Raw genomic sequence first — 26,021 nt, forward strand, 5'->3', positions numbered from 1 at the left:
CACTCTAACATAGGGGGTCGATGCACCGAAGTACGGTATGTCGCATGGGATTTTGTAGCCTTTACCTGATCTGCGGCGGTGCCTCACGCCAAAAGCGCCGCTGCTCGCGTAATCCCCGGGGCCCCTCGAAAGCCCCGAGCTGCAAATGTAACGCGCCTTGCTCAACGCTGTCATAGGCCTGAATGCCCAACTCCCGGTAACGCTGCAGCACCTCCGGGTGCGGATGGCCGAAGCTGTTACCGAGCCCCCGGGAGATCAACGATGCCTTGGGCCGCAGCACCTCGAGAAACTCCCGGGACGACGAACTGCGGCTGCCGTGATGAGGCGCCTGCAACCAGTCCACCGGTTGCGCCATGGGACTCTTGAGCAGGGCCCGCTCGGCGCGGGCGTCGATGTCTCCTGCCAACAACAGACTTTCGCCCTTGGCCTCGACCCGTAACACGCAGGAATGCTGGTTGCTGTCACCGGCGGCCGACCATTGCCACAGGGAAAACCTGACCCCATCCCATTCCCAGTTTTCGCCGGTCACACAAGGCTCAGCCTGCAGCACTCGGGCCAGGTCACCTGGTTCGCCACTGAGCACCCGCTTGACCGGCAACCCGCGCTGCACAGCGACGGCGCCACCGGCATGGTCGGCATGAGCATGGCTGATCAGCAGCAGATCCAGCTTGCGGACACCCATCTTGCGCAAGGTCGGCAATACCACTCGCGCTCCCAGGTCGTGCTCGGCGAAACGCGGGCCGGCGTCGTAGAGCATCGCGTGCTGGCGAGTTCGCAGGATATAGGCCAGACCCTGACCCACCTCCAGTTGCCAGACTTCCACCTCACCCGCAGGCACCCTTGCTCCTGGCGCAAAAACGGCCAGCAACAGCATCGGCCAACCCAGCAATCGCAACGGTATGCCCTTGGGCAACAGCAACAGCACCGCCCCCAAGGCACTCAGCACCCAGGCCCAGATCGGCAGCGCCTGCGGGACCCAGGCTGGCAGACCGGCGGCCATCAGGCCCAGAACCTGGAACAGCCCGTCGAGCAGGCCGCCGGCTACCCACAACAGCCCTTCGCCGAGATACGGCACCGCTAGTAATGCGGTACCGAGCAAGGCCAGGGGTAATACCGCGAGACTGATCCAGGGCACCGCCAGCAGATTGATCAACGGTCCACTGAGGCTGACCGGCAGGCCGAGAATCAGCAGCATCGGCAACAAACCGATAGCGATCAGCCACTGGGCACGACTCCAGGCCTGCCACCACTGCCAGGCGCCCAGCCGACCGCTGAAGGTCAAAATCAATACCGCCACCGCGACGAAGGACAGCCAGAACCCCGGCTGCAAGCTGGCCAGGGGCTCCAGAATCAACACCCCGTTCAGCGCCAGCAGCAGCGGCCACCAGGCCCCCAGATGACGAAAGCGCAACCGCCAGAGCAATACCAGACCAAGCATCACACAGGCCCGTTGCACCGGAACCTGAAAGCCGGCCAACAGGCCATAGCCGAGTGCCGCAGCAAATGCCAGGCCGCACGCCCAGGGCAACCAGGGCCAACTTCGAGGCCAGCAGCCATAACGTGCCAGACCGGCGACCAAGGCGTAGATCAATCCGGCCAGCAAACCGATGTGCTGTCCGGAAATCACCAACAAGTGCACCGTGCCGGTGTCCTGCAGCACGCGCCAATCCTGCACCGTCAGACCGGAGCCATCACCCAGCACCAGCGCGGCCAGGGCACCGGCGCGGCCGTTGGCGTCGACATCCAGCAAGCGCTGGCGGAGTCGGTCCCGCCACGCCCACTGCGCCGGGGCCAGCAGTTGACCGTCCTTGACCGATCCAGTGGCACCGATTCGTCTGGCCAGCAATCCGGCTTCGTCATCGCTGGCGTGGGGATTGAGCAAACCATGGGGCCGCTTGAGCTTGACCGCCAGACGCCAGCGCTCGCCACTCTTGACCGGCGGCCCGCCGTACCAGCTCAGGCGCATTCGCCGGGGCAGCGCACCCCGCCGCGACTGGCCGTCCAGCAACTCGAAGCGCACGGACTGACCGTTGCTCTGCGGCAAACCCGTCACCCGCCCTTCAAGCCACAGGGTTTTCCCGTCGAGACTGGCCGCCAGACGGTCATCGAGTGCCCACTGCGCCGAGAGACAGGCCCAAGCCAGGCCGACCAGGAAAAAGGCCAGTGGATAAGTGCGAAACGGTAACAGCATCAGCGCCACTACTGGCAGCATCAGCAACAACCCGACCGGCGGCAACCACGGTAAAAACCGCAAAGCCAGAAGACCCAGCGCGAGCGCGAACATCCCTGTGCGCATACAACTATCCTTGAGCGATCCCCCTCTTGGATTAGCTGACTTGCAGGCGCTCCGTTTTATTAATTGTCACAAAGTCTGAATTTGCCTTCGGCAGAATCCGGGCATACTGAGCGCCTGAACCGACCGAGAAGCCCTATGCCCCGGCGCCTATTCAAACGCTACATGCCAGACCCGAACAGCATCAGGGAACACAAGTCCTTACGCTTTCTCGGCAAGCTGCTGCATGACCCGAACCTCTGGCACCTCAATCGCCACTCGGTGGCACGGGCGATGGCCGTCGGGCTATTTGCCGCGTTCATACCGATTCCATTGCAAATGCTGCTGGCGGCCTTTCTGGCCATTTCGGTGCGCGGCAACCTGCCGATTGCCGTCAGCCTGGTCTGGCTGACCAACCCCATCACCATGCCGCCGGTGTTCTTTTGCACCTATCAGGTCGGCACCTGGCTAATGAACGCGCCCGCCAGAACCCTGCCTGACGAGTTGACCTGGGAGTGGATCAGCGGGCAGTTGTCGACCCTGTGGCAACCCTTCCTGCTCGGCTCGGTAGTCGCCGGCCTGGTGCTGGGTGCCCTCGCCTATTGCCTGACCATGGTCTATTGGCGGTGGTGGGTCGGCCGGCAATGGAAGAAGCGCAAGAAGAGTCGCCTGTAGGAGCTGCCGCAGGCTGCGATCTTTTGATCTTCGGCGCCTATGCGACTGTTGAAGGTGCCGGGGAAGCCGAAGAGCAAGACCAAAAGATCGCAGGCTTCGCCAGCTACGTGCGCATACCACGGCCGCTGACCAGCAGCCGGGCGCAACCGACATACAGCACCACCGTTGCAACCAGCATGAAGGTGATGGCCACGCTGATCCTGATATCCGAGACTCCGAGGATGCCGTAGCGGAAGGCGTTGACCATATGCAACACCGGGTTGGCCAGTGACACGGTCTGCCAGAACGGCGGCAACAGGCTGATCGAGTAAAACACCCCGCCCAGGTAAGTCAGCGGCGTCAGCACGAAGGTCGGGATAATCGAGATGTCGTCGAAGTTGCGCGCGAACACCGCGTTGATAAAGCCCAGCAGCGAGAAGATCGTCGCCGTCAGTACCACCACCAGAATGGTCACGCCCAGGTGATGCACCTGCAGGTCGGTGAAGAACAGCGACAGCATTGTCACGATCACCCCGACCATCAGCCCGCGCAACACGCCGCCCAGTGTGTAGCCAATCAGTATGGTGTGCGGCGAAACCGGCGAGACCATCAGTTCTTCGATGGAGCGCTGGAACTTGCTGCCGAAGAAACTCGAGACCACGTTGCCGTAGGAGTTGGTGATCACCGACATCATGATCAGCCCGGGCACGATGTATTCCATATAGGTGAAGCCACCCATATCACCGATCTGCCGACCGATCAGATTACCGAAGATCACGAAGTACAGAACCATGGTGATCGCTGGTGGCAGCAGTGTCTGCGGCCAGATCCGGGTAAAGCGCCGGACTTCACGATAGACGATGGTATTCAGTGCAACGAGGTTGGGCTGTAGCTCGGAACTCATACCGCCACCTTCGCCAGATTTTTCTCCACCAGGGACACGAACAACTCCTCAAGGCGATTGGTTTTATTACGCAGGCTCAATACTTCGATGTTCTGTGCCGCCAGTTGACCGAACAGCGCGGTGATGCCCACCGCTTTATCGACCTGGACTTCCAGGGTGTGGCCGTCGACCAGGCGATTCGGATAGCCAATCAGCTGCGGCGCAACCTTCGTATCGTTTTTCAGGTCGAGCAGGAAGGTCTCGACATGCAGCTGGCTGAGCAACTGACGCATGCTGGTGTTCTCGACAATGGTGCCGTGGTCGATGATGCCGATGTTGCGGCACAGCTGCTCAGCCTCCTCCAGATAATGAGTGGTGAGGATGATGGTGATGCCTTTCTGGTTCAGCTCGGTGAGGAAGGTCCACATCGAGCGACGCAGTTCTATATCCACCCCGGCGGTCGGTTCGTCGAGGATCAGCAGGCGCGGTTCATGCACCAGCGCCCGGGCGATCATCAACCGGCGCTTCATGCCGCCGGACAGCGAGCGCGACGGCACATCGCGCTTGTCCCACAGACCGAGCTGGGTCAGGTACTGCTCGGCCCGCTCCTTGGCCACTTTGGGCGGGATGCCATAGTAGCCGGCCTGAGTCACGACGATGTCGAAGGTCTTTTCGAACTGGTTGAAGTTGAACTCTTGCGGCACTACGCCAATGCAACGCTTGAGCGCGGCGGGCTCGCGGTCGAGGTCATGACCAAAGATATTCACCGTGCCGCTGGTCTTGTTCACCAGGGTCGAGAGAATGCCGATGGTGGTGGATTTGCCGGCGCCATTGGGGCCGAGCAAGGCGAAAAAGTCACCTTCGGCGACATCCAGATCGATACCACTCAGGGCCTGGAAACCGTTGCCGTAGGTTTTGGTTAGCTGCCGGATGGACAGAGCGGAACTCATATCGGATTTATGCACCAGGAAGGGAAGAAAGTTACAAATAAGGGCGAACCGCACGGAATACAACGGCGGCGCACAAGACCAATGGTGCTTGTCGACGCCGCACAAGTACAGTCACCTGTATTGATAGTCAGTATTAAGTCAAAGCGGTCATGACCGCCTTGCGATAGGCCAGGCGCTGCTGCAGACGCTCGTACCAGGCTTGCAGATGGGGCATCGGTGGACGCTCGATAGGCATTTCAAACCAGGCATAGATGAAGCTGCCCAAGGGAATATCACCCAGGCCAACCTCCTCGCCGGACAGGTACGGCTGCTCAGCCAGCGCCTGATCGACCAGCGCCAGCAACTCGACGCAGGTATCGCGCGCCGCATGAATCTTGACCCAATCCTGCTGATCCGCCGGGGTGCGCAATACGCCCCAGAACACCTGACGGAACGGATCGGCAAAGGTCGAGGTGGTCCAGTCCATCCATTTTTCGGCAGTGGCACGTGCCTGCAGATTCGCCGGATACCAGACCGAGTCGGGGGCATGTTTGGCGCACAGATAACGCACAATGGTGTTGGACTCCCAGAGTACGAACCCGTCATCTTCAATGACCGGGACTCGGCCATTGGGGTTCATGGCACGGTACTCGGGGGTATCGACCACGCCGAAAGCGCCGCCCGCATCCAGCGCTTCGTAGGTCAGGCCGAGCTCTTCGGCGCACCAGAGTGCCTTCCTGACATTCGACGAATTTTTCCGACCCCAGATCTTCAGCATGACCGCTCCTTAGATAGATGAATGCCGGGGCAGTCTACGCCGGATCAGGTGCGAGACAAATCGGTCTGCGCGCGAAACGTCTCGGCGAACTCCACTCCCCAGGGATGGTCACTATTGAGACCCAGACATGACGTTTCGGCCAATTATCAGCGTCTGCTGCTCTGTTTGCGGAAGATTTCAACGGTCCGCCATCAAGATAGCCGTCAAATTTCATTCGATGTTTCCTACAAATTCAAACACATCGCTCTTACCTCCCTTTTTGCGGATGCCGTCTAAGCTCTGAGGGTGGTTTTGCCCCTGGCTTCACGGAGGATTAAATATGCTGTTGTTGTGGATACTGGTTCTGGTGGTCGGCATTGCGTATCTGGCACATCGGCGCATCGCGCCTCTGCCCGCGTTGGGCGTGGTTGCCGTCTACCTGCTGGCGATGGGCGCCTTCAGCCACGCACCAGGCTGGCTGTTACTGATTTTCTGGGTGCTGCTGGCCGCGGTGGCCGCGCCTCTGTTGCTGCCGGACCTGCGCCGCAAATACTTCACGGCGCCGCTGTTCAGCTGGTTTCAGAAAACCTTGCCGCCCATGTCGCAAACCGAGCGCGACGCGATTGATGCCGGTACGGTCTGGTGGGATGGCGAGCTGTTCAGCGGTCGTCCGGACTGGAACAAACTGCTGGCCTATCCGAAAGCGCAACTGAGTGAAGAGGAACAGGCGTTCATCGATGGCCCGACCGAAGAACTCTGCGCCATGGTCAGCGACTGGCAGATCGGCCAGTCCTTGGACCTGCCGCCAGAGGCCTGGGAACATATCAAGCAGCACGGCTTTTTTGCCCTGATCATTCCTCGGGAATTCGGCGGCAAAGGTTTCTCGGCCTATGCCCACTCCCAGGTAGCGATGAAACTGGCGACCCGTAGCGGTGACCTGGCCTCGACCGTGATGGTGCCCAACTCCCTCGGCCCGGCCGAACTGTTGCTGCATTACGGCACCGACGAACAACGCAATCATTACCTGCCCCGACTGGCCCGCGGCGACGACATTCCGTGCTTTGCACTGACGGGGCCGCTGGCCGGCTCCGACGCCGGGGCGATGCCGGACACCGGGGTAATCTGCAAAGGTGAATGGGAAGGCAAGGAAACCCTCGGCCTGCGCCTGAACTGGGAAAAGCGCTACATCACCCTAGGCCCGGTTGCCACCTTGCTCGGCCTGGCCTTCAAGGCCTATGACCCGGATCACTTGCTGGGCGACGAAGAAGACCTGGGCATCAGCCTCGCACTGATTCCGACCGACCTCCCCGGGGTGGAAATCGGCCGCCGCCATCTGCCGCTGGGTGCTTCGTTCATGAACGGCCCGAACGCCGGCAAGGATGTCTTCGTCCCGCTGGAGTTCCTCATCGGCGGCCAGGAGATGCTCGGCAAAGGCTGGATGATGCTGATGAACTGTCTGTCGGTCGGGCGCTCGATTTCGCTGCCAGCGGTCGGCACCGGTGCAGCCAAGTTCACCAGCCTGGTGAGCGGCCAATATGCGCAGGTGCGCGAGCAATTCAACGTCCCACTGTCGGCCTTCGAAGGGATTCAGGAAGCACTGGCGCGAATCGGCGGCAATGCGTGGCTGATGGACAGTGCGCGGATGCTCACCGCCAACGCGGTCGACCTTGGGGAAAAACCTTCGGTGCTCTCGGCGATTCTCAAGTACCACCTCACCGAACGCGGCCGCGAGTGCATCAGCCATGCGATGGATATTCATGGCGGCAAGGCCATTATCATGGGTCCGAACAACTATCTGGGGCGCAGCTGGCAAAGTGCGCCGATCTGCATCACCGTGGAAGGCGCGAACATCCTCTCGCGCAACCTGATGATCTTCGGCCAGGGGGCGATTCGCTGTCATCCGTTCGTACTCGAGGAAATGGCTCTCGCCGGCCGCGAAGACAAACACCAGGCGCTGAACGAATTCGATGGCCTGCTGCTCAAGCATATCGGTTTTGCCGTGAGCAACGCCGCCAGCACCCTGGTGCTTAACCTTGGCCTCGGGCACTTCGAACACGCACCAGGGGACAAGCTCAGCCAGGGCTACTTCCGTGCCCTCAACCGTCAGGCTGCAGCCTTCGCCTTGCTCGCCGACCTCAGCATGATGCTGCTGGGCGGCGAACTGAAACGTCGCGAACGCCTGTCCGCACGCCTCGGTGATGTACTGAGCAACATGTATCTGGCCTCTGCCGCACTCAAGCGTTATCACGACCTCGACTCACCGGAGCATATGTATCCGCTGTTCGCCTGGGCCATGGAGGAAAGCCTTGGCCAATCCGAACGAGCGTTGGACGAACTGCTGAGCAACTTCCCGAACAAGGTACTCGGCTGTCTGCTGCGGGTGGTGGTGTTCCCGTTCGGCCGTCGGCACAAAGGCCCGTCGGACAAACTGGGGGCTGAAGTAGCCGCGGTGATCGGTCGCGCCAAAGGCGATCCGACCCTCGAAGAGTTGCTCGGCGGCTGCTATCGCCCACAATCGGCGGACGATCCGGTCGGCGCCCTGCAACACGCGTGCAATCTGCTGAGTGCCGCGCAACCGCTACAGAAGAAACTGCAAATAGCCCTCAAAAGCGGCCAGGTCAAGTCCGCCGCCGGGGAATCTGTGATCGATGCCGCGCTGGAGGCTGGCGTCTTGCAACCGGGTGAAGCCCAGACTTTACGCGAGGCAGAAGCGGCGCGGCGCAAAGTCATTGATGTCGATGATTTTACCCAGGAGCAACTGACGCTCGGCGAGGGCAAAATCCGCTAAGCCAACCCGTACAGCTGTTCAATTATGAAAAGCGGGCGCCGGAGTTATATACTCTGGCGCCCGTTTTGCTTAAGTTCTAGAGGACTCCCGTTATGCTCGACCACACTCTCGCCCTGCTCGCACACCTGCGCAGCATCCTGGTCGCCTTGGGTGAAGCCGAACAGGTTCCGGAAGAAAGCCACGAGCTGTTCCTCGAACGCTTCGATGAACTGATGCTGCAACTGCCGGTCGATCCGATCGAAAGCCAATACCTGGGCCAGGACATTCTCTGCCAGGTCATCGCCCGTTATCCGCAGATTGCCCACTTGGTGCCACGTGATCTGCTGTGGTACTTCGCCGGCGACTGCCTGCACTTCATGCCCGACGACGAGATCGACCTGTACCAGGCCCTTGAAGATCGTCGTTATGAAGCCGAACAAAACGACGAACCCTTCGACTGGAACCAGGAAAAGCAGCTGCTGTCGATGTCGAATCAGGACAGCAAGCACTGATCCACGATCGGTAACGCAAAAGGCCCGCACGGTTTAAACCGGCGGGCCTTTTTTATTGCTGAAGATCAAAAGATCGTCCGAACGCGGCCCGAACCTTCGGCAGCTCGCCGACCGCGTCCATCCGCCATTTTGCGGGTGCAGACAAATCCCCTCGACCGCTTCCATCCGCCATTTTGCGGGTGTACACCAATCCCGCTGTAGGAGCTGCCGCAGGCTGCGATCTTTTGATTTTTGCTATTAAAGCACCCCATCTCTTTCCGGCAACTCGTACGCTCGCGCATCTTTGGCGCCAGCCGCCTTTGCAGGATTGCTCAGGGTCGGCTCCTTCTCCAGGCACTCCACCAGATAATCGATGAGCACCCGCAGCTTCGGTGGTAAATAGCGCGTCGGTGAATGCAACAACCAGGCTCCGCCGTGATACGACGCGAGAAAACTCCAGTCTGGCAGCACCTGCACGATCAGTCCCTGCTCCAGCGCATGGCGCGCAGTGAAGTACGGCAAGCTGCCAATCCCGATATGCTCCAGCACCGCCCCCAACCGCACGCCCGTGTGATTAGCCGCATAACGTCCGCGCACGCCCACGGTCACGGCCTTGGTGCCCTTCTTGAATTTCCAGCGCGCATCGCTCGGGGTTTCGCCCAGATAAATACAGCTGTGGTTGAGCAAGTCATGGGGATGAGTCGGTGTGCCGTGTACCGCCAGGTACTGCGGCGTGGCACAGAGCAAATGGTCGATGGTCAGCAACTGGCGTCCGACCAGGCCTGCCGGCGGGCGGTCGGTGATGCGGATCGCCAGATCGACGTTGTCATCGATCAAGTCGACCTGACGATCCTCGAGCATCAGTTCCACATCGACTTTGGGATATCGGCGCAAGAATTCCGGCATATACGGATGAATCACAAACCGCCCCACCGCCTTGGGCACACTCACCCGCACCAGGCCCTCGGCCTCATCGGTGTACTGGCCGCTGATTTCCATCACCGACCGGGCCGCACTGACCATCTCCTGGCAGCGCTTGAACACCTCTTCACCACCATCGCTGAGCCGCAGCTTGCGGGTGGTGCGTTGCAGCAGTCGAGTGGCCAGGGCCTTCTCCAGCCGCGAGATACTGCGACTCACCGCAGACGGTGACGAGCCCATTTGCCGGGCCGCTTCCGAGAAGCTGCCCGTCTCGACAACCTTGACGAAAATCGCCATTTCACCCAACAAGGGCAGCGGTAGATTTATGCTCACGGCGCAAAAGTCCATTGATGTTTGAATGGATTATCACGCAATTCCTCCCTCCTTATAATAAAAAACAGAAATTCAACAAGGGTATGGAAAATATGACGCTGCGCCTCTTTTTCCATAGCGATGACCTCAAAGCCAACGTGGAAGTCCTGGAATGCACGCCCTGTGAGAATGTATTTGCAGTGGTCCTGCGCGCGACACTCTTTCACCCCCAGGGCGGCGGGCAGCCCTTTGATACCGGCTGGATCGGCGAAAGCCAGGTATTACGAGTCGCCCAGGACCCGGACCGGATCGTCCATTACGTCAGCCACCCGGTAAATGTGGGAATGGTCCAGATTCGAGTGGATGAACAGCGCCGCCAGTTCAACAGCCGAATGCATTCGGCTGGCCACCTGATCGGCCACTTCGCCGAAACCCTCGGCTGGACTCCGATCAAAGCCCACCACTGGCCCGGCGAAGGACGGGTGTCCTTCAAGCCAGGAGAAAGCCCGCGGGAGTTTGACCTCGAGACCATCCAGAACGGCGTGAATCAATGGATCGCCAATGACCTGCCACGCTTGATTTCCCTGCGCGAGGGCTCCCGCGAAATCGGTTTCGGCGAGCTGCCTGCTTACGGCTGCGGCGGCACCCATGTACGGCGCCTGCAGGAACTGGGCACGGTCAAGATCACTTCCCTCTCGCAAAAGAAGGGAACGCTAACCGTTCACTACAGCGTGGACTGACCCCTCGGACGATGCCGCGCAACTAATCGCCTGGAGCAGGGATAGCCCCAGGGGGCGCGGAATTGATCACCAATCTGATAGATGGACCTTGAACATGATGCTTGACGTCGAGCGTCTCGATGAGACGTGCATAAAAAAACTTGCCCATGAAGAAGTGCTCGCCATTCGCCTCAAAGGCTTTCTGCCAAAACCCCAGGCGATCCGGATCGGCGACAAGATTCTCGCTCCCGGCTTCGAGGGCTATCTCAACGCCCCCAGCATTGGCCGCATAGGCATGGCGTTCTACGAAGCGCAAAACCAACCGCAGCTGATCGAAGACTACTTTCAACGCGCGGCGTCAAACATCGCGGAACTGCGCACGCGCTGCGCCCCTTACGCCTCACCGGTCGACACCCTGCGCTGCATGCTCGATGAGTGTTGGCCAGTCGGGGCGCACCTGCAGAATATCTACGGGCGCAAGATGTATGTCGGCCTGTCACGGGTGGTGAAACCTGGCGTGTGCTTCCTTGCCCACCATGACATTTTCGCCAAGGACGCCCCCGACAGCGTTCAGGCCCACAGCCTGGAGGCGCAACTGGCCTGCAACGTCTACCTGAATATGCCGCCCGAAGGCGGTGCACTGCAAATCTGGGAGGACGAGATTTCAGCGGATCGATTCGATGAAATGCGCGGCGACAGCTATGGCATCGACCCCGAGCTGCTCGGCCCTCCCTCGCTGGAAATTCGCCCGGAACCGGGCGACTTCATCATGTTCAATTCGCGGCGCATGCACTCGGTCACTGCGGGTGTATCCGACCCGCGCTTGAGCCTGTCTTTTTTTGTCGGCTATCGGGGTAACACTTCACCCCTTACTTACTGGAGTTGAAATGCTTTCGAACTACCTGGGCGAGTTTCTCGCATTAGCCACAATCCACTTTCTGGCGGTGGTCGCCCCCGGGCCGGACTTTGCGGTGACCATCCGCCAGAGCGTGCGTTACGGTCGAGTAGTCGGCCTGTGCACGGCCATCGGCATAGGTGCTGGCATTTCGGTGCATGTGCTTTACACCTTGCTCGGGGTTGGCGCGCTGATGCACACCACGCCCTGGCTGCTGAGCGTCGCCAAGGTCGTGGGTGGCGCCTACATCCTCTATCTCGGTATCAGCCTGCTGCGCAGCAAAGCGAAAACCGCGGTCGAAGGCGGCACTGCCCTGCCGGAGCAACTGGAACACCAGACCTTGCCCAAAGCCTTCATGACCGGATTCCTGACCAATGCCACCAACCCCAAGGCCACGCTGTTTTTCCTGGCGATTTTCACCACGGTGATCAGCGCTTCGACTCCGCTGAAGATTCAGGCGCTTTACGGGGTCTGGATGTGCTTTGTGAATGCACTGTGGTTCGTCATCGTCGCGCTGTTCTTTTCCAGCGCCCGGGTGCGATTACTGTTCATGCGCATGGGCCACTGGTTCGAACGGACCATGGGCGTGATCCTGATTCTGTTCGCCGGGCGTTTAATTCTGTCGCTGTGATTCGACACGCCACGCAGAAGGCACGCTCAGCACAGCTTGCGGGCCTTTTTTATAGTGTCGCGTTCAAACCGGGGACAAATAACGCACACACAAAAACGCCGCTCAAAGAGCGGCGTTTTTGTAAAAATGGAGCGGGAAACGAGACTCGAACTCGCGACCCCGACCTTGGCAAGGTCGTGCTCTACCAACTGAGCTATTCCCGCAAATGGCGTCCCCTAGGGGACTCGAACCCCTGTTACCGCCGTGAAAGGGCGGTGTCCTAGGCCACTAGACGAAGGGGACACGCTGCCCGGAACACATGGTGTGTGTTCCAGTGCCCAGCCCCGCATCCGAAGACTTGGTTCTGGTTTCACTCAGCCCTGCCCGAAAGCAACGCTGTTTAAAATTGGAGCGGGAAACGAGACTCGAACTCGCGACCCCGACCTTGGCAAGGTCGTGCTCTACCAACTGAGCTATTCCCGCAAATGGCGTCCCCTAGGGGACTCGAACCCCTGTTACCGCCGTGAAAGGGCGGTGTCCTAGGCCACTAGACGAAGGGGACACACGTACAACATTCACTACTTACTGCGTTTCGCTCTGTGCTTTACGCTGTAAGTGGCGCGCATTCTATGGATGGAATGGGAGGTCGTCAACCCCCAGATATAAATTTATTTAAATCAATGACTTCGCCGTCCTTTAGCGCACCGTTTCAGGCATTGCGGCGCCCAGGATCTGGCGCCTGTATTCCGGCACCTGACAAGGCGCTATAGTCCATGCCTACGAATGATGGCAATCTGTACCCCATACAGGAAGTAACCCCCAAATCCACGCAACGGCCCGACTCAACTCGTCGCACGAACCTATGCGCTTATTTACATAGCCACTACACTCGACTTGCACGCGAACCCTATATAAAGAGGTCTTAACGGTGACACCACTCATGATCACCCTGCTGGTAATAGCCGGGATCGCAATACTGATCGCCATTGGATACATGAACCATGTGGTGGAAAACAACAAACTGGAAAAGGCCCGTGCCAAGGTCGAACTCAATGATCGCTTGCGCCGTTGCGGGGAAATCACCGAGACCTTCCCCGGCCAGTTGATGACGCCGGCGCTCAAGCTGCTGCTGACCCGACTGGAACTCAATGTCAATCAGCGCTTGCTGCACCTGACCAAGTCCGACGCCTCGATAAAGGCGCGGATAGCCGAACTCAACGCACTGGTCTCCCAGGGCGAGTCGATCCCGGTCAGCAACCCGCCGACACCGATCCAGACCGAAGCCAAGGCCAAGGATGTACGCTTTCTATTGGAGGCCTTGCACGGCCAGGTGACTCGGGCGGCACAGGATGGTTTTCTGCCAACCAATGAGGCCAAGCACTGGGTCAAGGAGGTTCGTCATATCCTGGTACTGCTGCATATCGAGTTCTTCAACAACCTGGGACAACACGCCCTGCAACAGGAACAGCCTGGCCAGGCACGCCTGGCATTCGAGCGTGGCGTGCAGTACCTGCGCAAACAGCCGGATCCGGTGGCTTACTCCGAGCAACTCAAGCATCTGGAGAAACTGCTGGCGCGAGCCAACTCGATGGTACTGACCAACATTCAGCCGGCGGAAGATGAAGTCAACGAGCTGACTGAAGGCCTGAAGACCGTTGAGGCCGATGCTGACTGGAAGAAGAAAGCGATATACGACTAAGCGGTTACGGTGTCTGACCTCAGCGGACGTCCTCGTGGGTGAGATCGCCAAGATCGCAGCCTGCGGCAGCTCCTACGGTGGGATTGGCATCCATCCGCGAAATGGCGGATGGACGCAGTCGGCGTAGGAGCTGGCGAAGCCTGCGATCTTTTGGCAGGCAGCCAACACCTCGCTGACCGGCATCGACGCTCGCGCCTTACAGCCGGAAATGCCCAACCATCCCCTTCAGCTCTGCCCCCAACTGTGCCAGTTCGACACTGGATGCGGCGTTGCCCTGCATCGCCAGTGACGATTGGTCGGCACTGGCGCGGATGCTGGTCACGCTGCGGTTGATCTCTTCGGCCACTGAGCTTTGCTCTTCGGCAGCCGCCGCGATCTGCTGGTTCATCTGCTGGATCAACGACACTGCAGCGGCAATGCTGCCCAGCGCGCTTTCGGTCTGCAAGGCATCACTGACCGCCAGCTTGACCAACTCGCCGCTGCTCTGGATTTGCTGCACCGAAGCCTGCGCCGCCGAGCGCAAGGCGCTCACCAGCCGCTCGATTTCCTCGGTCGATTGCTGAGTGCGCTTGGCCAGCGCCCGGACTTCATCGGCAACGACCGCAAAGCCCCTGCCCTGCTCACCCGCACGCGCTGCCTCGATGGCCGCGTTGAGCGCCAACAGGTTGGTTTGTTCGGCCACGCTCTTGATCACCCCAAGCACGGTGCCGATATTCTGTATTTGCGCACTGAGGCTTTCGATGCTGGTGCTGGCCGAGGTGGCTGAGTCCGCCAGTTGCTCTATACGCTGCATACTCTGGCGAACCACCTGCTGACCACTCTCAACCTTGTCGTCGGCCTTTTGTGCAGCCTGCGCCGCCTCTTCGGCGTTGCGTGCCACGTCATGCACAGTGGCCGTCATCTGGTTCATCGCCGTGGCGACCTGGTCGGTTTCTTCTTTCTGGCTACTGACTTCGAGATTGGTCTGCTCGGTCACCGCCGACAGCGATTGGGCCGAGCTCGCCAACTGCTCGATACCGGCCTGCAAGCCACTGACAATGCTGCTGAGCCCGACGCCCATCTGTTGCATCGCCAGCATCAGTTGGCCGATTTCGTCACGTCGGGTGACCTCGACCGTCGCGCTGAGATCCCCCGCCGCTATTTGTTGCGCAACATGAATGACGCTACGCAGTGGCGCAACGATCAACCGGGTGATCACCCAGGCGGCGATCAATCCGACCAGCAGCGCCAATGCCGACGAGCCGACAATCAGCATCGAGTTGTTCTTGAGTTCCACCTGCATCGACCGGTCTTCAGCCGCATAAGCCTGATCGACCCGCTCGACCACCTGTGCGGCGCGTTCATGCAGTTGCAGATAGACCTGTTTCTCTTGTGCCAGCAAGCCGGTGTATTCGCCCAGCTTTTCGCTGAAACTGGCGATATGCCCAGCCACTTCGTTGAGGACGGTCTGGTACCCCGCATCCTTGACCGCCGTCTTGAGCTGCTCAGCCTGAGTCAGCGCCTGCGTAGCCTGTTCGATCTTGCCTTGCCCTGCGCTCTCGTCCTCGCCCTTGCGGCTCTGATCCAGGCGCACCCGCGCTTCGTTCATTGCCTGCAGCATCAACCGGGAGACCTGACTGACCTGATTGGCCTGCTCGATAAACTCGGCGCCCTCCTTGCCTTGGGATTCTTTCAGCGTATAGGCGCCATCATCGGCCAGACCGGCCTGGAGCACATCGAGGTTATTGGCGACACTGGAAACCGACCAACTGGCCATTTCCAGCGCCAGGTCCTTGGACTGGGCCAGTTCGACGAACTCATCGAAACTTTTGCGATAGGCAGCAAGCGCCTGTTCGACATCGTTCATCACCGGCACGTTGCTGGTCGACTGCGCCTTGAGTTGCGTCGCCAGCGCGATCAGGCCGTCAACGCCTTCATGTAAGGCATCAACGGTTTTCGGATCTCCATGCAAGGCATAGTCCTGCTCCAGCAAGCGCACTTTTAGCAGGCTACTGTTGAGTGCTGACATTTGCTTAAGACCATCGAAGCGCTGGCTGATGGTCTGCAGGGACCATACACCGATGGCCGCCACCAAGGCCGTCAGTAGCAACACCAGAGCAAACCCGACACCCAGTTTTTTTGCCATACCGAGGTTGGCAAAACGTCCTTGCACGGCCGAAATCATTGCGCTCAGTCCCCATCCAATGCCCAATGGCGCAAAGGCCATTTTCTATTGATGCAGATTCGCAATGGGTTGCCCTTGAGCACAAGTCTCTGGCGTCGGAATAATGGCAAAAAGCTACGCCAAGGTCGTTTTCAGGATGGTCAAGGTCGATCCGGCAGCGCCGTGGCGTGGGAAAACGCTCAGACTCGCAGGTGCAGACCACATTTGCTCGCCTGCCCAGTGGTGCAGCCATACCTTGGTTAAAACGCCGGCGAGGACAATGCTTTTTTTATAAAAAAACGCCCCGGACCAACAAGGCTCGGGGCGCTTTTAGAGCTCAATGACCCTGGATCCCATGCCGCAACGTAAACCGCATTGCCAGGCGGGCCCGGGATTACCGGTGTGCCGGATCAGAGTTTCGCGGCGTGCCGCTGGTGGCGCTCCATGTAGCGCTCCACATAGGAGCACGACGGAATCACTGTGTAGCCCATTTGCTCCGCATACTCGAGCGCCTGTTCAGTCAGCGCAGCCGCTATCCCGCGACCACGCAGGGCGTTGGGCACGAACGTTCGATAGATGTCCAGGGTCTGCTTACCCAGGTCCATATAGGTCAGGTAGGCACGATGACCGTCCACACTGGTCTCGAACTGATGACCGGCCTGGTCATGGTGGATGGACAACGCCTCGCTCATCACTACTCCTCGCGGGTCTTGAATTCTGACCCCTACCTTACCGATGTTTTTCCGGCGAAGGAACATCTACGCCACCCCGTGCCTGTCTGGACACCGAGAAGAGCTTACCAATCTCGCACAGCCGAGCACGTTTCAAATAGTAGGCACCATTGTTGAAATTGCTCAAGGCGCGTTCATCATTGCGCAGCTTTCGCGGGTACAGCCCGGTATCGCGTAGAGGCGGCCCGACCCGGGATTTCCTGGTCGATAGCCTGTATTGCCGGATGTTGAGTCTTAAGACGAACGCCCCTTCTTAAAGTCACCTCTACTCGAACAAAGATACGTGAAGCGCCCCGCAGATTCTGAACAAAAGTGTAGACCGATCAATAAAGACCGACTTTCACCAACAATCTGAAACAACATCGGACAGCAGCGCCAGCTTATGCTAGACAATGACGCGGCTCGCGCACCGTGGGCATCGCAGCTGCATACTTTTTATACAGCCTAATGAATAGTTGCTCGAAAAAGAATCAGGGATTAGAATTTTTACTGCTTCTTGCGCTAACTCAGTTTACTTACTACAAGTAATGGGTAGTATGTACGCCGGCTGTTTCCTCACTCTGAGAGATAGCTATTAATAGAAAGTCCTTGAAGGGGAACACGATGAACAACGTTCTGAAATTCTCTGCTCTGGCTCTGGCCGCAGTTCTGGCTACCGGTTGCAGCAGCGTCTCTAAAGAAACCGAAGCACGTCTGACTGCTACTGAAGACGCAGCAGCTCGCTCCCAGGCTCGTGCAGACGAAGCCTATCGTAAAGCTGATGAAGCTCTGGCTGCTGCTCAAAAAGCACAACAGACTGCTGACGAAGCTAACGAGCGTGCCCTGCGCATGCTGGAAAAAGCTAGCCGCAAGTAATAGTCCCTCGGGATTGTTATCAAGCCGATCCATTCTTGGGTCGGCTTTTTTATTGCCCGGCATTTCTGTCGACAATAAAAAAACCCGCCATAGCTGTGAAGCTGCGGCGGGCTGTTTTCAAGCCGTGACTATTGCAGATCGATCGGCGCGCTGGTGACCATGGGCGCAGTGCCCGGTATGGCAATCTCTACTGGAAGTCCATCTTCAGCGGCTACCACATCACGCACCACATCCCAGTTCATGCGCACGTTATTGGCCAGGTCTTCGCGCTTGAGCAAGGCATTGATCACCGCGGTGTGCTTGTCGACGACCGACGGATTGCCGCTGTCATCCAGCGGCGTATGCGCTTCCAGATAGACCTTGCCACCACTGATACCGAATTTGTACGGATCGCTGACGATGCGCACCGGAGTGCCCACCGGCACCATACCGGCCATCTCCAGCACGTTATTGTTGAACATGCGGAAGCAGCCATGGCTGGTACGCATGCCGATGCCGAACTTCTTGTTCGAACCGTGGATCAGGTACCCCGGAGTGCCCAAGGTGAACTTGAACGGCCCCAGCGGGTTGTCCGGGCCGGCCGGTACGACGTTTGGCAACGGGTCGCCATCGGCAAGGTGCTCGGCCTTGATCGAGGCCGGAGGGGTCCAGGTCGGGTTCGGGGTTTTCGCCACGATACTGGTGTGGGCTATCGGCGAGCCCCAGCCTTCACGGCCGATGCCCAACGGATAGGTGTAAACCACATCCCGGCCTTTGGGGTAGTAGTACAGGCGGTATTCAGCCAGGTTGATCACGATGCCTTCACGAGGGCCCGGCGGCAGGATGAAGCGCGTCGGCAGCACCACCTCGGTGCCCGCCCCCGGCAACCATGGATCGATACCCGGGTTGGCCGCAACCATTTCCAGATAGCCGAGGTCGTAGGTCGTGCCCAGGTCGGCGAAGGTATCTTCGTACTTGGCTTTGACCACTTGCACCTGACCGACGATATCTTCGCCTGGTGGTGGTAATGGCAGCTCCAGGGCTGCAACGGGGCCGGCAACACACAGTGCGGCAAGAGACAGGCAGCGGGTGACGGCAGGAAAACGCGGCAACATCCGGAAAATCCTTCGCATGATCAACGGGTAAAAAAAAGGATTGTACACCGCCGTCCACCGCTTCGGGAGCCGAGGCGACGAGGTTCGGGTTGCACACACGCGGTAGAAGTGCCGGATAAGGCCGAGATCTTTGCGCCCGGTTACAGCTCGAAACGCAATTCCGGCCAGATCGGCGAAGTGCCGCGCTTCTGTGACTCGAGGATTGCCCGACACAGCGAACACAGGCGCTGGTCCTGGAAAACCCTACGGTCGACACTCGACCAGCGTGGCTGGGCCGGCAACAAAGTGCCGCACAGCGTACGGTCCGCCGAGCCGCCCAGTTCCAATTGACGCTTCACCAGATGCACCCGGACTTCCTGGCAGGCGAACAGATCCAGCTGCTCATCAGGCTCGATCAGTTGGTAGGCAAACAGGGACCAGGCGGGACGTGGCATCGGGGTCTCCAAATCGGGGCGCCACCTTAGCCGAAAGCTTGCCTGTAGAAAAGTGTCAAAGCAGCGGTTTTAGCGTCGGCCAGACATTTTCCAGCAACTTGTCCTGGGCCACTGCCGCCGGGTGAATGCCATCGGCCTGCATCAGCTCGGGATTGCCGCCCACCCCCTCGAGAAAAAACGGTACCAGCGGGATGTTTTTCTCTTTGGCGAGCTGTTGGTACACCTCGGCAAAAGCCTGGGTGTAACGCACCCCATAATTAGGCGGCAACTGCATGCCGAGCAGCAGCACTTTGGCACCGCTGGCAACGGAGCTGTCGATCATCGACGCAAGATTTTGTTGCAATTGCGCTGGGAGCTGACCACGCAGGCCGTCGTTGCCACCCAGCTCGAGGATCACCAGCTGCGGCTTATGCTCTGCAAGCAGCGCTGGCAGGCGTGCCTGGCCACCGGCGCTGGTATCACCACTGATGGAGGCATTGACCACTTTATCGGTGAAACCTTCGCTCCTGAGCCTCTGCTCGAGCAGGGATACCCAGCCCAAGCGGGTATCCAGGCCGAAAGCCGCGCTGATACTATCGCCAACGATCAGGACAGTACCCGCCGCTGCGTTCTGGGCCATGCACATCAGGGCCAGGCCAGCACTCAAAAACCATACACGCATCGGACTCTCCATGGGCGCAAGCATTCTCACAGCGCGCAACCTTAGCAAAGTGGTTCCCAGCGCGGAAGGTGAACTGACCATCCTGCACGAACTCAGCCTGGAACTGAACCAGGGCGACAGCCTGGCCATCGTCGGCGCCTCCGGTTCCGGCAAATCCACCCTGCTCGGCCTGCTGGCCGGTCTCGATCTGCCCAGCAGCGGCGAAGTGGTGCTTGCCGGTCGAGCCTTGAGCACCCTCGACGAAGATCAGCGCGCGCGAATCAGGGCCGAGCATGTCGGCTTTGTCTTCCAGTCGTTCCAGCTGCTCGACAGCCTCAACGCCCTGGAAAACGTCATGCTGCCGCTGGAACTGGATGGCCGCTCGGACGCCCGCGAGCGGGCCAAAGAGCTGCTTGAGCGGGTCGGTCTGGGACAACGCCTGAGTCATTCGCCACGCCAGCTCTCCGGTGGCGAACAGCAACGGGTGGCGATTGCCCGCGCGTTTGCCGCGCAGCCCACCGTGCTGTTCGCTGATGAACCGACCGGCAACCTCGACAGCCACACGGGCGAGCGCATCAGCGACTTGCTCTTCGAACTCAACAAAGAAAGCGGCACGACCCTGGTGCTGGTGACTCACGACGAACGCCTGGCGCATCGCTGCCGGCGCCAGATCCGCCTTGAAGCCGGCCTGCTGGTCGTCCCACTGGAGCCTTGATGGCACGTCTGCCGCTGTTACGTCTGTTCAGTCTCGCCATCCGCCAATTGCTGCGCGATGCGCGTGCCGGCGAACTGCGGGTGCTGTTCTTCGCCTTATTGGTCGCGGTGGCGGCGAGTACCGCCATCGGCTATTTCGGCGCTCGCCTGAACGGCGCCATGCTGTTGCGCGCGACCGAATTTCTCGGCGCCGACCTGCTGCTCGAGGGCAGCTCGCCAGCGCGGCCGGAACAGGTTCAACGCGGCATCGAGCTGGGGCTGGAACATGCCAAGGTGGTCGAGTTCTCCAGCGTCATCGCCACGGACAATGGCATCCAGCTTTCCAGTGTCAAGGCCGCCGACGACGCCTACCCGTTACGCGGCGAGCTCAAAAGTGCCGATGCCCCTTACGCTCCGGAAGCCGTCGGTGGCGGCCCGAAACCCGGTGAAGCCTGGGCCGAGGCCCGGCTGTTGCCGGCGCTGAATCTGAAGATCGGTGACAGCATCGATGTCGGCGTGAAAACCCTGCGCCTGACCCGGGTGCTGACCTACGAGCCGGATCGCGCCGGCAACTTCTACAGCCTGACGCCAAGGGTACTGATCAATCTGGCTGACCTCGAAGCCACCGGAGTGGTGCAACCTGGAAGCCGGGTCAGCTACCGTGAACTCTGGCGCGGTGCGGCAGCCGAGCTGGAATCCTATCGAAAATCTATCGAACCCGGCCTTGCCGCCAACCAGCGATTGCAGGACGCCCGCGACGGCAATCGGCAGATCGGCGGAGCCTTGGGCAAAGCCGAACGCTACTTGAACATGGCCAGCCTGGTGGCGGTGTTGCTGGCCGGCGTGGCGGTCGCGCTGTCAGCCACGCGTTTCGCCACCCGACGCTTCGACGCCAGCGCCCTGCTGCGCTGCCTGGGATTGTCACGCCGGGAAACCATGCTGTTGTTCAGCGTACAGTTGACCGTGCTCGGGCTGCTGGCCAGCCTCTGTGGTGCACTGCTCGGTTGGCTGGCCCAGCACGGCTTGTTCTACCTGCTGCATGACCTGCTACCGAACGATGTCCCGCCGGGCGGCCTGCTGCCGGCATTCGCCGGGATCGGCACCGGACTGGTCGCCCTGGCAGGGTTTGCCCTGCCGCCATTGGCCGCCCTGGGGCGTGTTCCGCCGTTGCGGGTATTGCGTCGGGACTTGCTACCTATCCCGTCAAGCACCTGGATGGTCTATGGCGCGGCATTGGCGGCGCTGGCGCTGATCATGTGGCGGTTGAGTCTGGACCTGCTGCTGACCTTCGCCTTGCTCGGCGGCGGAGTGGTTGCCGCACTGGTGCTTGGCGGCCTGTTGTTGCTGTTACTGCAAAGCCTGCGCCGGTTGCTGGCGGGCGCGCCGCTGCCGTGGCGCCTGGGGCTGGGCCAGTTGCTGCGCCATCCGCTGGCGGCAGCCGGTCAATCCCTGGCATTCGGTCTGATTCTACTTTCGATGGGCTTGATCGCCCTGCTTCGCGGCGAGTTGCTGGACACCTGGCAGAACCAGTTGCCGAAAAACGCTCCCAACTATTTCGCGCTGAATATCCTGCCGGCCGACAAAGAAGCCTTCACCCAGCGCTTGATCGGGCTTTCCGCAAATTCGGCACCACTTTATCCCGTGGTGCCGGGGCGGTTGATCAGCATCAATGGCGAACCGGTGCAGCAAATCGTCAGCAAGGAATCCAGCGGCGACCGCGCGATTCAGCGCGATCTGAGTCTGACCTGGGCGGCCGAGCTGCCGACGGGCAACGCCATCACCGAAGGCGCCTGGTGGTCGCAACAACCTTCGGGCGAGGTACCGGGGGTTTCGGTCGAAGCCCAAGTGGCCGAAAGCCTCAAGCTGAAACTCGGCGATCACATGATCTTCACCGTCGGCGGGGTCAATCGCGAAGCTGTGGTCAGCAGTCTGCGCACGGTCAACTGGGACAACTTCCAGCCCAACTTCTTCATGATCTTCCAGCCGGGGACCTTGAAGGATCTGCCTGCGACCTACCTGACCAGCTTCTATCTGGCCGCCGGACACGACCAACAGATCATCGACCTGTCGCGGGCGTTCCCGGCGGTGACCATTCTTCAGGTCGAAGCCTTGCTCGCGCAGCTGCGCAGTATCCTCGCCCAGGTCACCCTGGCGGTGGAATACGTGCTGCTGTTCGTGCTCGCGGCGGGCATGGCGGTGCTGTTTTCCGGCTTGCAGGCAACCCTCGATGAACGCATTCGCCAAGGCGCATTGCTGCGGGCCCTGGGTGCGGAGCGGCAACTGCTGGTCAAGGCGCGGCGTATCGAGTTCGGTCTGCTGGGTGCGGTCAGCGGCCTGTTGGCAGCCCTCGGTTCGGAGCTGGTGAGCCTGGTGCTTTACCGCTTTGCGTTCGATCTGCCCTGGCACCCGCATCCGTGGTTGCTGCTGTTGCCGGTGATCGGCGCGCTGCTGGTGGGCGGTGCCGGGGTGTTCGGCACGCGACGGGCCTTGAACGCCAGCCCGCTGACCGTGTTGCGCGAGGGTTGACTGGTTCGGGCCGGGCTCCCTGAGCGCCGGCCCGAACGGCAATCTATTTGATGTATTCGATTTTGTTGATCCACCACTCCATGTCGCCATGGGGTGTCGGCACAACGAAGTCGTCTCCGACCTCTTTCTTCAGCAATGCACGAGCCATGGGCGAATCGATGGAGATGTAATCCATGCGCTCATAAATCTCGTCATAGCCGACTATGCGAAAGCGCTTGGTTTCACCGCCTTCGTTTTCAATCTCGACCCAGGCGCCAAAGAACACTCGCCCCTCCTGCTCGGGTGAGTACTCCACTACCCGCATATCTTCCAGGCGCTTACGGATGTAACGGACGCGACGGTCGATCTCCCTGAGCAGCTTCTTGTTGTACTGATAGTCGGCGTTCTCGCTTCGATCGCCCAGGGAAGCCGCCCAGGTGACCTTGCGGGTGGTGTCGGGGCGTTTCTCCCGCCAAAGGTAATCCAGCTCCTTTTTCAGGGCCTCATGGCCCTCCTTCGTGATTATTTTCGTGCTCAATGGATTGCTCGCTGTTCCGGTGCGCAGGCCAGCTTACCACCCGAAAGTTTGCTGCAAACCCGAGGCTCGCAGCATTTTCTTCATACGGGTGACCGCTCAAGCCTTCTCGACCAGAGGATAAAGCGCCTCATCGAACTGCGACAGGCGCGGGAACTCGATGGGCCGGTCATCGGCGATGTTTTCCAGGCGCTGCCGATAACTCTGCAGGAAGTCCTTGCGCGCCTCGTCGCTGATATAGGGCACATGCCAGGCAACGAACGGTTCCAGCACCTCGAAGCCGACGTAGGCCAGCGTGCCACGCAGGATCGGTCGCAACATGTCTTCCAGCGGGCCATGAATCGCGCCGTCGCCGAACATGTGTTCACGGCCGCCCAGGGTCACCGTCACCAGCGCCTGCTTGCCGCTGAGCCCGCCCTGATCGTAGAAACGCTTGCCGCCGTAGCAGACCCCCGATACCAGTACCCGGTCGATCCAGCCCTTGAGTATCGCCGGCGCCGAGAACCAGAAGATCGGGAAGTTGAGGATCAGCAGGTCGGCCCACAGCAGCTTGTCCAGTTCTTGCTGGATATCCGCCGCCAGCGACTGGCTTTTAACGCCCAGACGCTGCTCCAGGGCGTAGACCAGATAGTCGGGATTCTCCCGTGAGGAGAAGTCCTCGGCGCTGGCCACCGGGTTCCAGTTCATCGCATACAGGTCACTGACCTGCACTTCATGCCCCTGAGCCTTCAAGGTTTCTACCGCTTGATCGCGCAGGGCGGCGGTGAAAGAGTTTGGCTCTGGATGGGCGTGGACGATCAATACTTTCATGGCAATTCCTTAGACAATTTCAAGCTTGGAAGGCGCAGGTTGGCCAGCGCGCTGAGCGAGCAGGTGATCCAGCCAGTCCGGGTCCATCTCCGGTTCGGAGGAAAACAGCAGGCCGGTATAGTCCTGATGCGGCGGGGTGAAAATCGCGCTGCGGGAGCCGTGGTCGACCACCCTCCCGCGCTGCATCACCACCACTTCATCGGCAATCGCTCGCACGGTGGCGACATCGTGGGTAATGAACAGGTAAGCGACGCCGAGCTGCTGCTGAATACGATTGAGTAACTTCAGAACCCCTTCTGCCACCAGTTGATCGAGTGCCGAGGTCACTTCGTCGCAAATGATCAACTGCGGATCGGCCGCCAGCGCCCGGGCAATGCAGATGCGTTGCTTCTGCCCACCTGACAACTCACGGGGCTGACGCTCCATGAACGTCGCCGGATCCAGCTCGATCATTTCCAGCAACTCGGCGACCCTTGCGCGCAGGGCCTTGCCCTTCAGGCCGAGGTAAAACGTCAGCGGCCGACCGATGATGTCGACGATCCGCTGACGAGGATTCAAGGCGGTGTCCGGGATCTGGTAGATCATCTGGACTCGGCGCAACTGTTCCTTGCTGCGCTGACGGAAGTCCGCCGGCAGCGGTTCGCCGCCATACAGCACCTGACCGGAAGTCGGCGGCAGCAGGCCGGTAATCAACCGCGCGGTAGAACTTTTGCCACTGCCGGACTCACCAATCACTGCCAGGGTCTGGCCGCGATACAGACTCAAGGAGACATCGTGCAACACTGGCTGATGACCGTAGCTGGCACAGGCCTGGCGCAGCTCCAGCAATGGAGTTTCCTGTTGCGGGCACGGCTTGGGTTCGGTGCGAAAGCTGCGCACCGCCCAGAGTGACTTGGTGTAATCCTCCTGGGGGTCGCAGAGCATTTTGCGGGTCTCGGCCTCCTCCACCAGCTTGCCATGGCGCAGCACCATGATCCGGTCGGCCATTTGCGCGACGACGGCCAGGTCATGGCTGATGTAGATCGCGGCGCTGCCGAATTGCGCCACCGCGTCGCGAATCGCCGCCAGCACCTCGATCTGGGTGGTGACGTCGAGGGCGGTAGTCGGTTCATCGAAGATGATCAGGTCCGGATGGCAGGCCATGGCCATGGCGGTCATCACCCGTTGCAGTTGCCCGCCCGACACCTGATGCGGATATCGCTGGCCGATCTGCTCGGGATTCGGCAGGCGCAGCACCCGATACAACTCCACCGCCTCGGCTTCGGCCTGAGCGCGGCTGATGCCACCATTGTTGACTGCCGTCTCCACGTGCTGATCGATCAGACGGTGCGCCGGGTTGAAGGACGCCGCGGCACTTTGCGCCACGTAGGCGATGCGCAGGCCTCGCAGTTTGCGCAGGGTTTCGGGCTTGGCTTGCAATAGTTCCATGCCGTCGAAGCGCACCGAGCCGCCGGTAATCTTGCAGCCGTCGCGGGCATAGCCCATGGCTGCCAGGCCCAGGGTCGACTTGCCGGCACCCGACTCGCCGATCAGGCCCAGCACCTCGCCGCGTTGCAGCGTCAGGTCAATGCCCTTGATCAGCGGATGCCAGGCGTCTTCGTAATGACCTTCGATATGCAGGTCGCGGATTTCCAGCAGCGGCTGGTCATTGTTGCGCGTTGGCTTGTGCATG

The 26,021-nt window shown here is 60.2% G+C and carries 23 protein-coding genes, 4 tRNA genes and 1 pseudogene; 10 read left to right on the forward strand and 18 right to left on the reverse strand.

The window, feature by feature from the left end; genetic code table 11:
- Positions 1–61: 61 nt before the first annotated feature.
- Positions 62–2,296 (reverse strand): DNA internalization-related competence protein ComEC/Rec2, encoded by a 2,235-nt coding sequence (locus ACA064_RS23755; RefSeq protein ID WP_497670315.1) that lies wholly within the window; start codon positions 2,294–2,296, stop codon positions 62–64.
- 135 nt (positions 2,297–2,431) lie between these two features.
- Here ACA064_RS23755 and ACA064_RS23760 point away from each other — a divergent pair, with 135 nt between their 5' ends.
- Positions 2,432–2,947: a DUF2062 domain-containing protein gene (locus ACA064_RS23760; RefSeq protein WP_497670316.1), complete on the forward strand. Its 516-nt coding sequence runs from the start codon at positions 2,432–2,434 to the stop codon at positions 2,945–2,947.
- Between the two features lie 103 nt (positions 2,948–3,050).
- Here the strand turns inward: ACA064_RS23760 and ACA064_RS23765 are convergent, their stop codons facing one another.
- The 3 genes from ACA064_RS23765 to ACA064_RS23775 form a co-directional block, all read right to left on the reverse strand.
- Positions 3,051–3,830 carry an ABC transporter permease gene (locus ACA064_RS23765; RefSeq protein ID WP_150643851.1) on the reverse strand — a complete coding sequence of 260 codons (780 nt, stop codon included), beginning with the start codon at positions 3,828–3,830 and terminating at the stop codon, positions 3,051–3,053.
- Complete coding sequence (locus ACA064_RS23770) at positions 3,827–4,759, reverse strand: ABC transporter ATP-binding protein (RefSeq protein WP_150643852.1); 933 nt, start codon at positions 4,757–4,759, stop codon at positions 3,827–3,829. The genes ACA064_RS23765 and ACA064_RS23770 overlap by 4 nt, the downstream gene beginning before the upstream one ends.
- Positions 4,760–4,892: 133 nt before the next feature.
- A complete protein-coding gene (locus ACA064_RS23775) occupies positions 4,893–5,516 on the reverse strand; it encodes a glutathione S-transferase family protein (RefSeq protein ID WP_497670317.1) in 624 nt (207 codons plus the stop codon).
- A 319-nt stretch (positions 5,517–5,835) separates the two neighbouring features.
- Between ACA064_RS23775 and ACA064_RS23780 the strand changes: the two genes are divergently transcribed.
- Positions 5,836–8,283 carry an acyl-CoA dehydrogenase gene (locus tag ACA064_RS23780; RefSeq protein WP_497670318.1) on the forward strand — a complete coding sequence of 816 codons (2,448 nt, stop codon included), beginning with the start codon at positions 5,836–5,838 and terminating at the stop codon, positions 8,281–8,283.
- Between the two features lie 92 nt (positions 8,284–8,375).
- Positions 8,376–8,774 (forward strand): PA2817 family protein, encoded by a 399-nt coding sequence (locus ACA064_RS23785; protein WP_489377088.1) that lies wholly within the window; start codon positions 8,376–8,378, stop codon positions 8,772–8,774.
- Between the two features lie 237 nt (positions 8,775–9,011).
- On the opposite strand, the gene ACA064_RS23790 is transcribed toward ACA064_RS23785, so the two are convergent.
- Entirely contained in the window at positions 9,012–10,007 is a 996-nt protein-coding gene (locus tag ACA064_RS23790) for a LysR family transcriptional regulator (protein ID WP_497670319.1), read from the reverse strand.
- Positions 10,008–10,099: 92 nt separating this feature from the next.
- Here ACA064_RS23790 and ACA064_RS23795 point away from each other — a divergent pair, with 92 nt between their 5' ends.
- From ACA064_RS23795 to ACA064_RS23805, 3 genes are all read left to right on the forward strand, one after another.
- On the forward strand, positions 10,100–10,726 hold the full coding sequence (locus tag ACA064_RS23795) for an alanyl-tRNA editing protein (protein ID WP_497670320.1): 627 nt from the start codon (positions 10,100–10,102) through the stop codon (positions 10,724–10,726).
- 94 nt (positions 10,727–10,820) lie between these two features.
- Positions 10,821–11,591 (forward strand): 2OG-Fe(II) oxygenase, encoded by a 771-nt coding sequence (locus tag ACA064_RS23800; RefSeq protein ID WP_497670321.1) that lies wholly within the window; start codon positions 10,821–10,823, stop codon positions 11,589–11,591.
- Between the two features lies 1 nt (position 11,592).
- Positions 11,593–12,231 (forward strand): LysE family translocator, encoded by a 639-nt coding sequence (locus tag ACA064_RS23805; RefSeq protein ID WP_497670322.1) that lies wholly within the window; start codon positions 11,593–11,595, stop codon positions 12,229–12,231.
- A gap of 127 nt (positions 12,232–12,358) precedes the next feature.
- On the opposite strand, the gene ACA064_RS23810 is transcribed toward ACA064_RS23805, so the two are convergent.
- The 4 genes from ACA064_RS23810 to ACA064_RS23825 form a co-directional block, all read right to left on the reverse strand.
- A tRNA-Gly gene (locus ACA064_RS23810) sits at positions 12,359–12,434 on the reverse strand.
- Positions 12,435–12,437: 3 nt separating this feature from the next.
- Positions 12,438–12,513 (reverse strand) — tRNA-Glu (locus ACA064_RS23815).
- A gap of 104 nt (positions 12,514–12,617) precedes the next feature.
- Positions 12,618–12,693, reverse strand: a tRNA-Gly gene (locus ACA064_RS23820).
- Between the two features lie 3 nt (positions 12,694–12,696).
- Positions 12,697–12,772, reverse strand: a tRNA-Glu gene (locus ACA064_RS23825).
- A 366-nt stretch (positions 12,773–13,138) separates the two neighbouring features.
- Between ACA064_RS23825 and ACA064_RS23830 the strand changes: the two genes are divergently transcribed.
- Complete coding sequence (locus tag ACA064_RS23830) at positions 13,139–13,909, forward strand: hypothetical protein (protein WP_497670323.1); 771 nt, start codon at positions 13,139–13,141, stop codon at positions 13,907–13,909.
- 196 nt (positions 13,910–14,105) lie between these two features.
- On the opposite strand, the gene ACA064_RS23835 is transcribed toward ACA064_RS23830, so the two are convergent.
- The 3 genes and pseudogenes from ACA064_RS23835 to ACA064_RS23845 form a co-directional block, all read right to left on the reverse strand.
- Positions 14,106–14,987, reverse strand: coding sequence for a methyl-accepting chemotaxis protein (locus tag ACA064_RS23835; protein ID WP_497674316.1), 882 nt, complete (start codon positions 14,985–14,987; stop codon positions 14,106–14,108).
- Positions 14,976–16,115, reverse strand: a pseudogene (locus tag ACA064_RS23840) (HAMP domain-containing protein); the annotation flags it as partial. The gene ACA064_RS23835 and the pseudogene ACA064_RS23840, both read right to left, overlap by 12 nt.
- A 347-nt stretch (positions 16,116–16,462) precedes the next feature.
- Complete coding sequence (locus ACA064_RS23845; RefSeq protein WP_150806396.1) at positions 16,463–16,744, reverse strand: GNAT family N-acetyltransferase; 282 nt, start codon at positions 16,742–16,744, stop codon at positions 16,463–16,465.
- 642 nt (positions 16,745–17,386) lie between these two features.
- On the opposite strand from ACA064_RS23845, the gene oprI reads away from it, so the two are divergent.
- Entirely contained in the window at positions 17,387–17,638 is a 252-nt protein-coding gene (gene oprI, locus ACA064_RS23850; protein ID WP_003172710.1) for an outer membrane lipoprotei OprI, read from the forward strand.
- Between the two features lie 128 nt (positions 17,639–17,766).
- On the opposite strand, the gene ACA064_RS23855 is transcribed toward oprI, so the two are convergent.
- The 3 genes from ACA064_RS23855 to ACA064_RS23865 form a co-directional block, all read right to left on the reverse strand.
- On the reverse strand, positions 17,767–18,732 hold the full coding sequence (locus tag ACA064_RS23855) for a L,D-transpeptidase family protein (protein ID WP_497670324.1): 966 nt from the start codon (positions 18,730–18,732) through the stop codon (positions 17,767–17,769).
- Between the two features lie 140 nt (positions 18,733–18,872).
- A complete protein-coding gene (locus ACA064_RS23860) occupies positions 18,873–19,166 on the reverse strand; it encodes a hypothetical protein (protein ID WP_497670325.1) in 294 nt (97 codons plus the stop codon).
- A 55-nt stretch (positions 19,167–19,221) separates the two neighbouring features.
- Positions 19,222–19,827 (reverse strand): arylesterase, encoded by a 606-nt coding sequence (locus tag ACA064_RS23865; RefSeq protein WP_497670326.1) that lies wholly within the window; start codon positions 19,825–19,827, stop codon positions 19,222–19,224.
- Between the two features lie 10 nt (positions 19,828–19,837).
- On the opposite strand from ACA064_RS23865, the gene ACA064_RS23870 reads away from it, so the two are divergent.
- Both ACA064_RS23870 and ACA064_RS23875 read left to right on the forward strand, forming a co-directional pair.
- On the forward strand, positions 19,838–20,521 hold the full coding sequence (locus ACA064_RS23870) for an ABC transporter ATP-binding protein (RefSeq protein ID WP_497670327.1): 684 nt from the start codon (positions 19,838–19,840) through the stop codon (positions 20,519–20,521).
- Positions 20,521–23,025: an ABC transporter permease gene (locus ACA064_RS23875; RefSeq protein ID WP_497670328.1), complete on the forward strand. Its 2,505-nt coding sequence runs from the start codon at positions 20,521–20,523 to the stop codon at positions 23,023–23,025. Before ACA064_RS23870 ends, ACA064_RS23875 begins: the two co-directional genes overlap by 1 nt.
- Before the next feature lie 43 nt (positions 23,026–23,068).
- On the opposite strand, the gene greB is transcribed toward ACA064_RS23875, so the two are convergent.
- From greB to ACA064_RS23890, 3 genes are all read right to left on the reverse strand, one after another.
- Positions 23,069–23,542 (reverse strand): transcription elongation factor GreB, encoded by a 474-nt coding sequence (gene greB / locus ACA064_RS23880; RefSeq protein ID WP_497670329.1) that lies wholly within the window; start codon positions 23,540–23,542, stop codon positions 23,069–23,071.
- 96 nt (positions 23,543–23,638) lie between these two features.
- Positions 23,639–24,349 (reverse strand): NAD(P)H-dependent oxidoreductase, encoded by a 711-nt coding sequence (locus ACA064_RS23885; RefSeq protein ID WP_497670330.1) that lies wholly within the window; start codon positions 24,347–24,349, stop codon positions 23,639–23,641.
- A 9-nt stretch (positions 24,350–24,358) separates the two neighbouring features.
- Positions 24,359–26,020, reverse strand: a complete 1,662-nt coding sequence (locus ACA064_RS23890) for an ABC transporter ATP-binding protein (protein WP_497670331.1) — start codon at positions 26,018–26,020, stop codon at positions 24,359–24,361.
- Between the last annotated feature and the right edge of the window lies 1 nt (position 26,021).

The organism is Pseudomonas sp. LBUM1658 (genome assembly GCF_059716055.1).

Excerpts from the sequence above, each read along its gene's own strand:
- ACA064_RS23755 (WP_497670315.1), bottom strand. The coding sequence starts at position 2,296 with ATGCGCACAGGGATGTTCGCGCTCGCGCTGGGTCTTCTGGCTTTGCGG.
- ACA064_RS23760 (WP_497670316.1), top strand. The coding sequence starts at position 2,432 with ATGCCCCGGCGCCTATTCAAACGCTACATGCCAGACCCGAACAGCATC.
- ACA064_RS23765 (WP_150643851.1), bottom strand. The coding sequence starts at position 3,830 with ATGAGTTCCGAGCTACAGCCCAACCTCGTTGCACTGAATACCATCGTC.
- ACA064_RS23770 (WP_150643852.1), bottom strand. The coding sequence starts at position 4,759 with ATGAGTTCCGCTCTGTCCATCCGGCAGCTAACCAAAACCTACGGCAAC.
- ACA064_RS23775 (WP_497670317.1), bottom strand. The coding sequence starts at position 5,516 with ATGCTGAAGATCTGGGGTCGGAAAAATTCGTCGAATGTCAGGAAGGCA.
- ACA064_RS23780 (WP_497670318.1), top strand. The coding sequence starts at position 5,836 with ATGCTGTTGTTGTGGATACTGGTTCTGGTGGTCGGCATTGCGTATCTG.
- ACA064_RS23785 (WP_489377088.1), top strand. The coding sequence starts at position 8,376 with ATGCTCGACCACACTCTCGCCCTGCTCGCACACCTGCGCAGCATCCTG.
- ACA064_RS23795 (WP_497670320.1), top strand. The coding sequence starts at position 10,100 with ATGACGCTGCGCCTCTTTTTCCATAGCGATGACCTCAAAGCCAACGTG.
- ACA064_RS23800 (WP_497670321.1), top strand. The coding sequence starts at position 10,821 with ATGATGCTTGACGTCGAGCGTCTCGATGAGACGTGCATAAAAAAACTT.
- ACA064_RS23805 (WP_497670322.1), top strand. The coding sequence starts at position 11,593 with ATGCTTTCGAACTACCTGGGCGAGTTTCTCGCATTAGCCACAATCCAC.
- ACA064_RS23835 (WP_497674316.1), bottom strand. The coding sequence starts at position 14,987 with ATGCTGGCGATGCAACAGATGGGCGTCGGGCTCAGCAGCATTGTCAGT.
- ACA064_RS23845 (WP_150806396.1), bottom strand. The coding sequence starts at position 16,744 with ATGAGCGAGGCGTTGTCCATCCACCATGACCAGGCCGGTCATCAGTTC.
- oprI (WP_003172710.1), top strand. The coding sequence starts at position 17,387 with ATGAACAACGTTCTGAAATTCTCTGCTCTGGCTCTGGCCGCAGTTCTG.
- ACA064_RS23855 (WP_497670324.1), bottom strand. The coding sequence starts at position 18,732 with ATGTTGCCGCGTTTTCCTGCCGTCACCCGCTGCCTGTCTCTTGCCGCA.
- ACA064_RS23860 (WP_497670325.1), bottom strand. The coding sequence starts at position 19,166 with ATGCCACGTCCCGCCTGGTCCCTGTTTGCCTACCAACTGATCGAGCCT.
- ACA064_RS23865 (WP_497670326.1), bottom strand. The coding sequence starts at position 19,827 with ATGCGTGTATGGTTTTTGAGTGCTGGCCTGGCCCTGATGTGCATGGCC.
- ACA064_RS23870 (WP_497670327.1), top strand. The coding sequence starts at position 19,838 with ATGGGCGCAAGCATTCTCACAGCGCGCAACCTTAGCAAAGTGGTTCCC.
- ACA064_RS23875 (WP_497670328.1), top strand. The coding sequence starts at position 20,521 with ATGGCACGTCTGCCGCTGTTACGTCTGTTCAGTCTCGCCATCCGCCAA.
- ACA064_RS23885 (WP_497670330.1), bottom strand. The coding sequence starts at position 24,349 with ATGAAAGTATTGATCGTCCACGCCCATCCAGAGCCAAACTCTTTCACC.
- ACA064_RS23890 (WP_497670331.1), bottom strand. The coding sequence starts at position 26,020 with ATGCACAAGCCAACGCGCAACAATGACCAGCCGCTGCTGGAAATCCGC.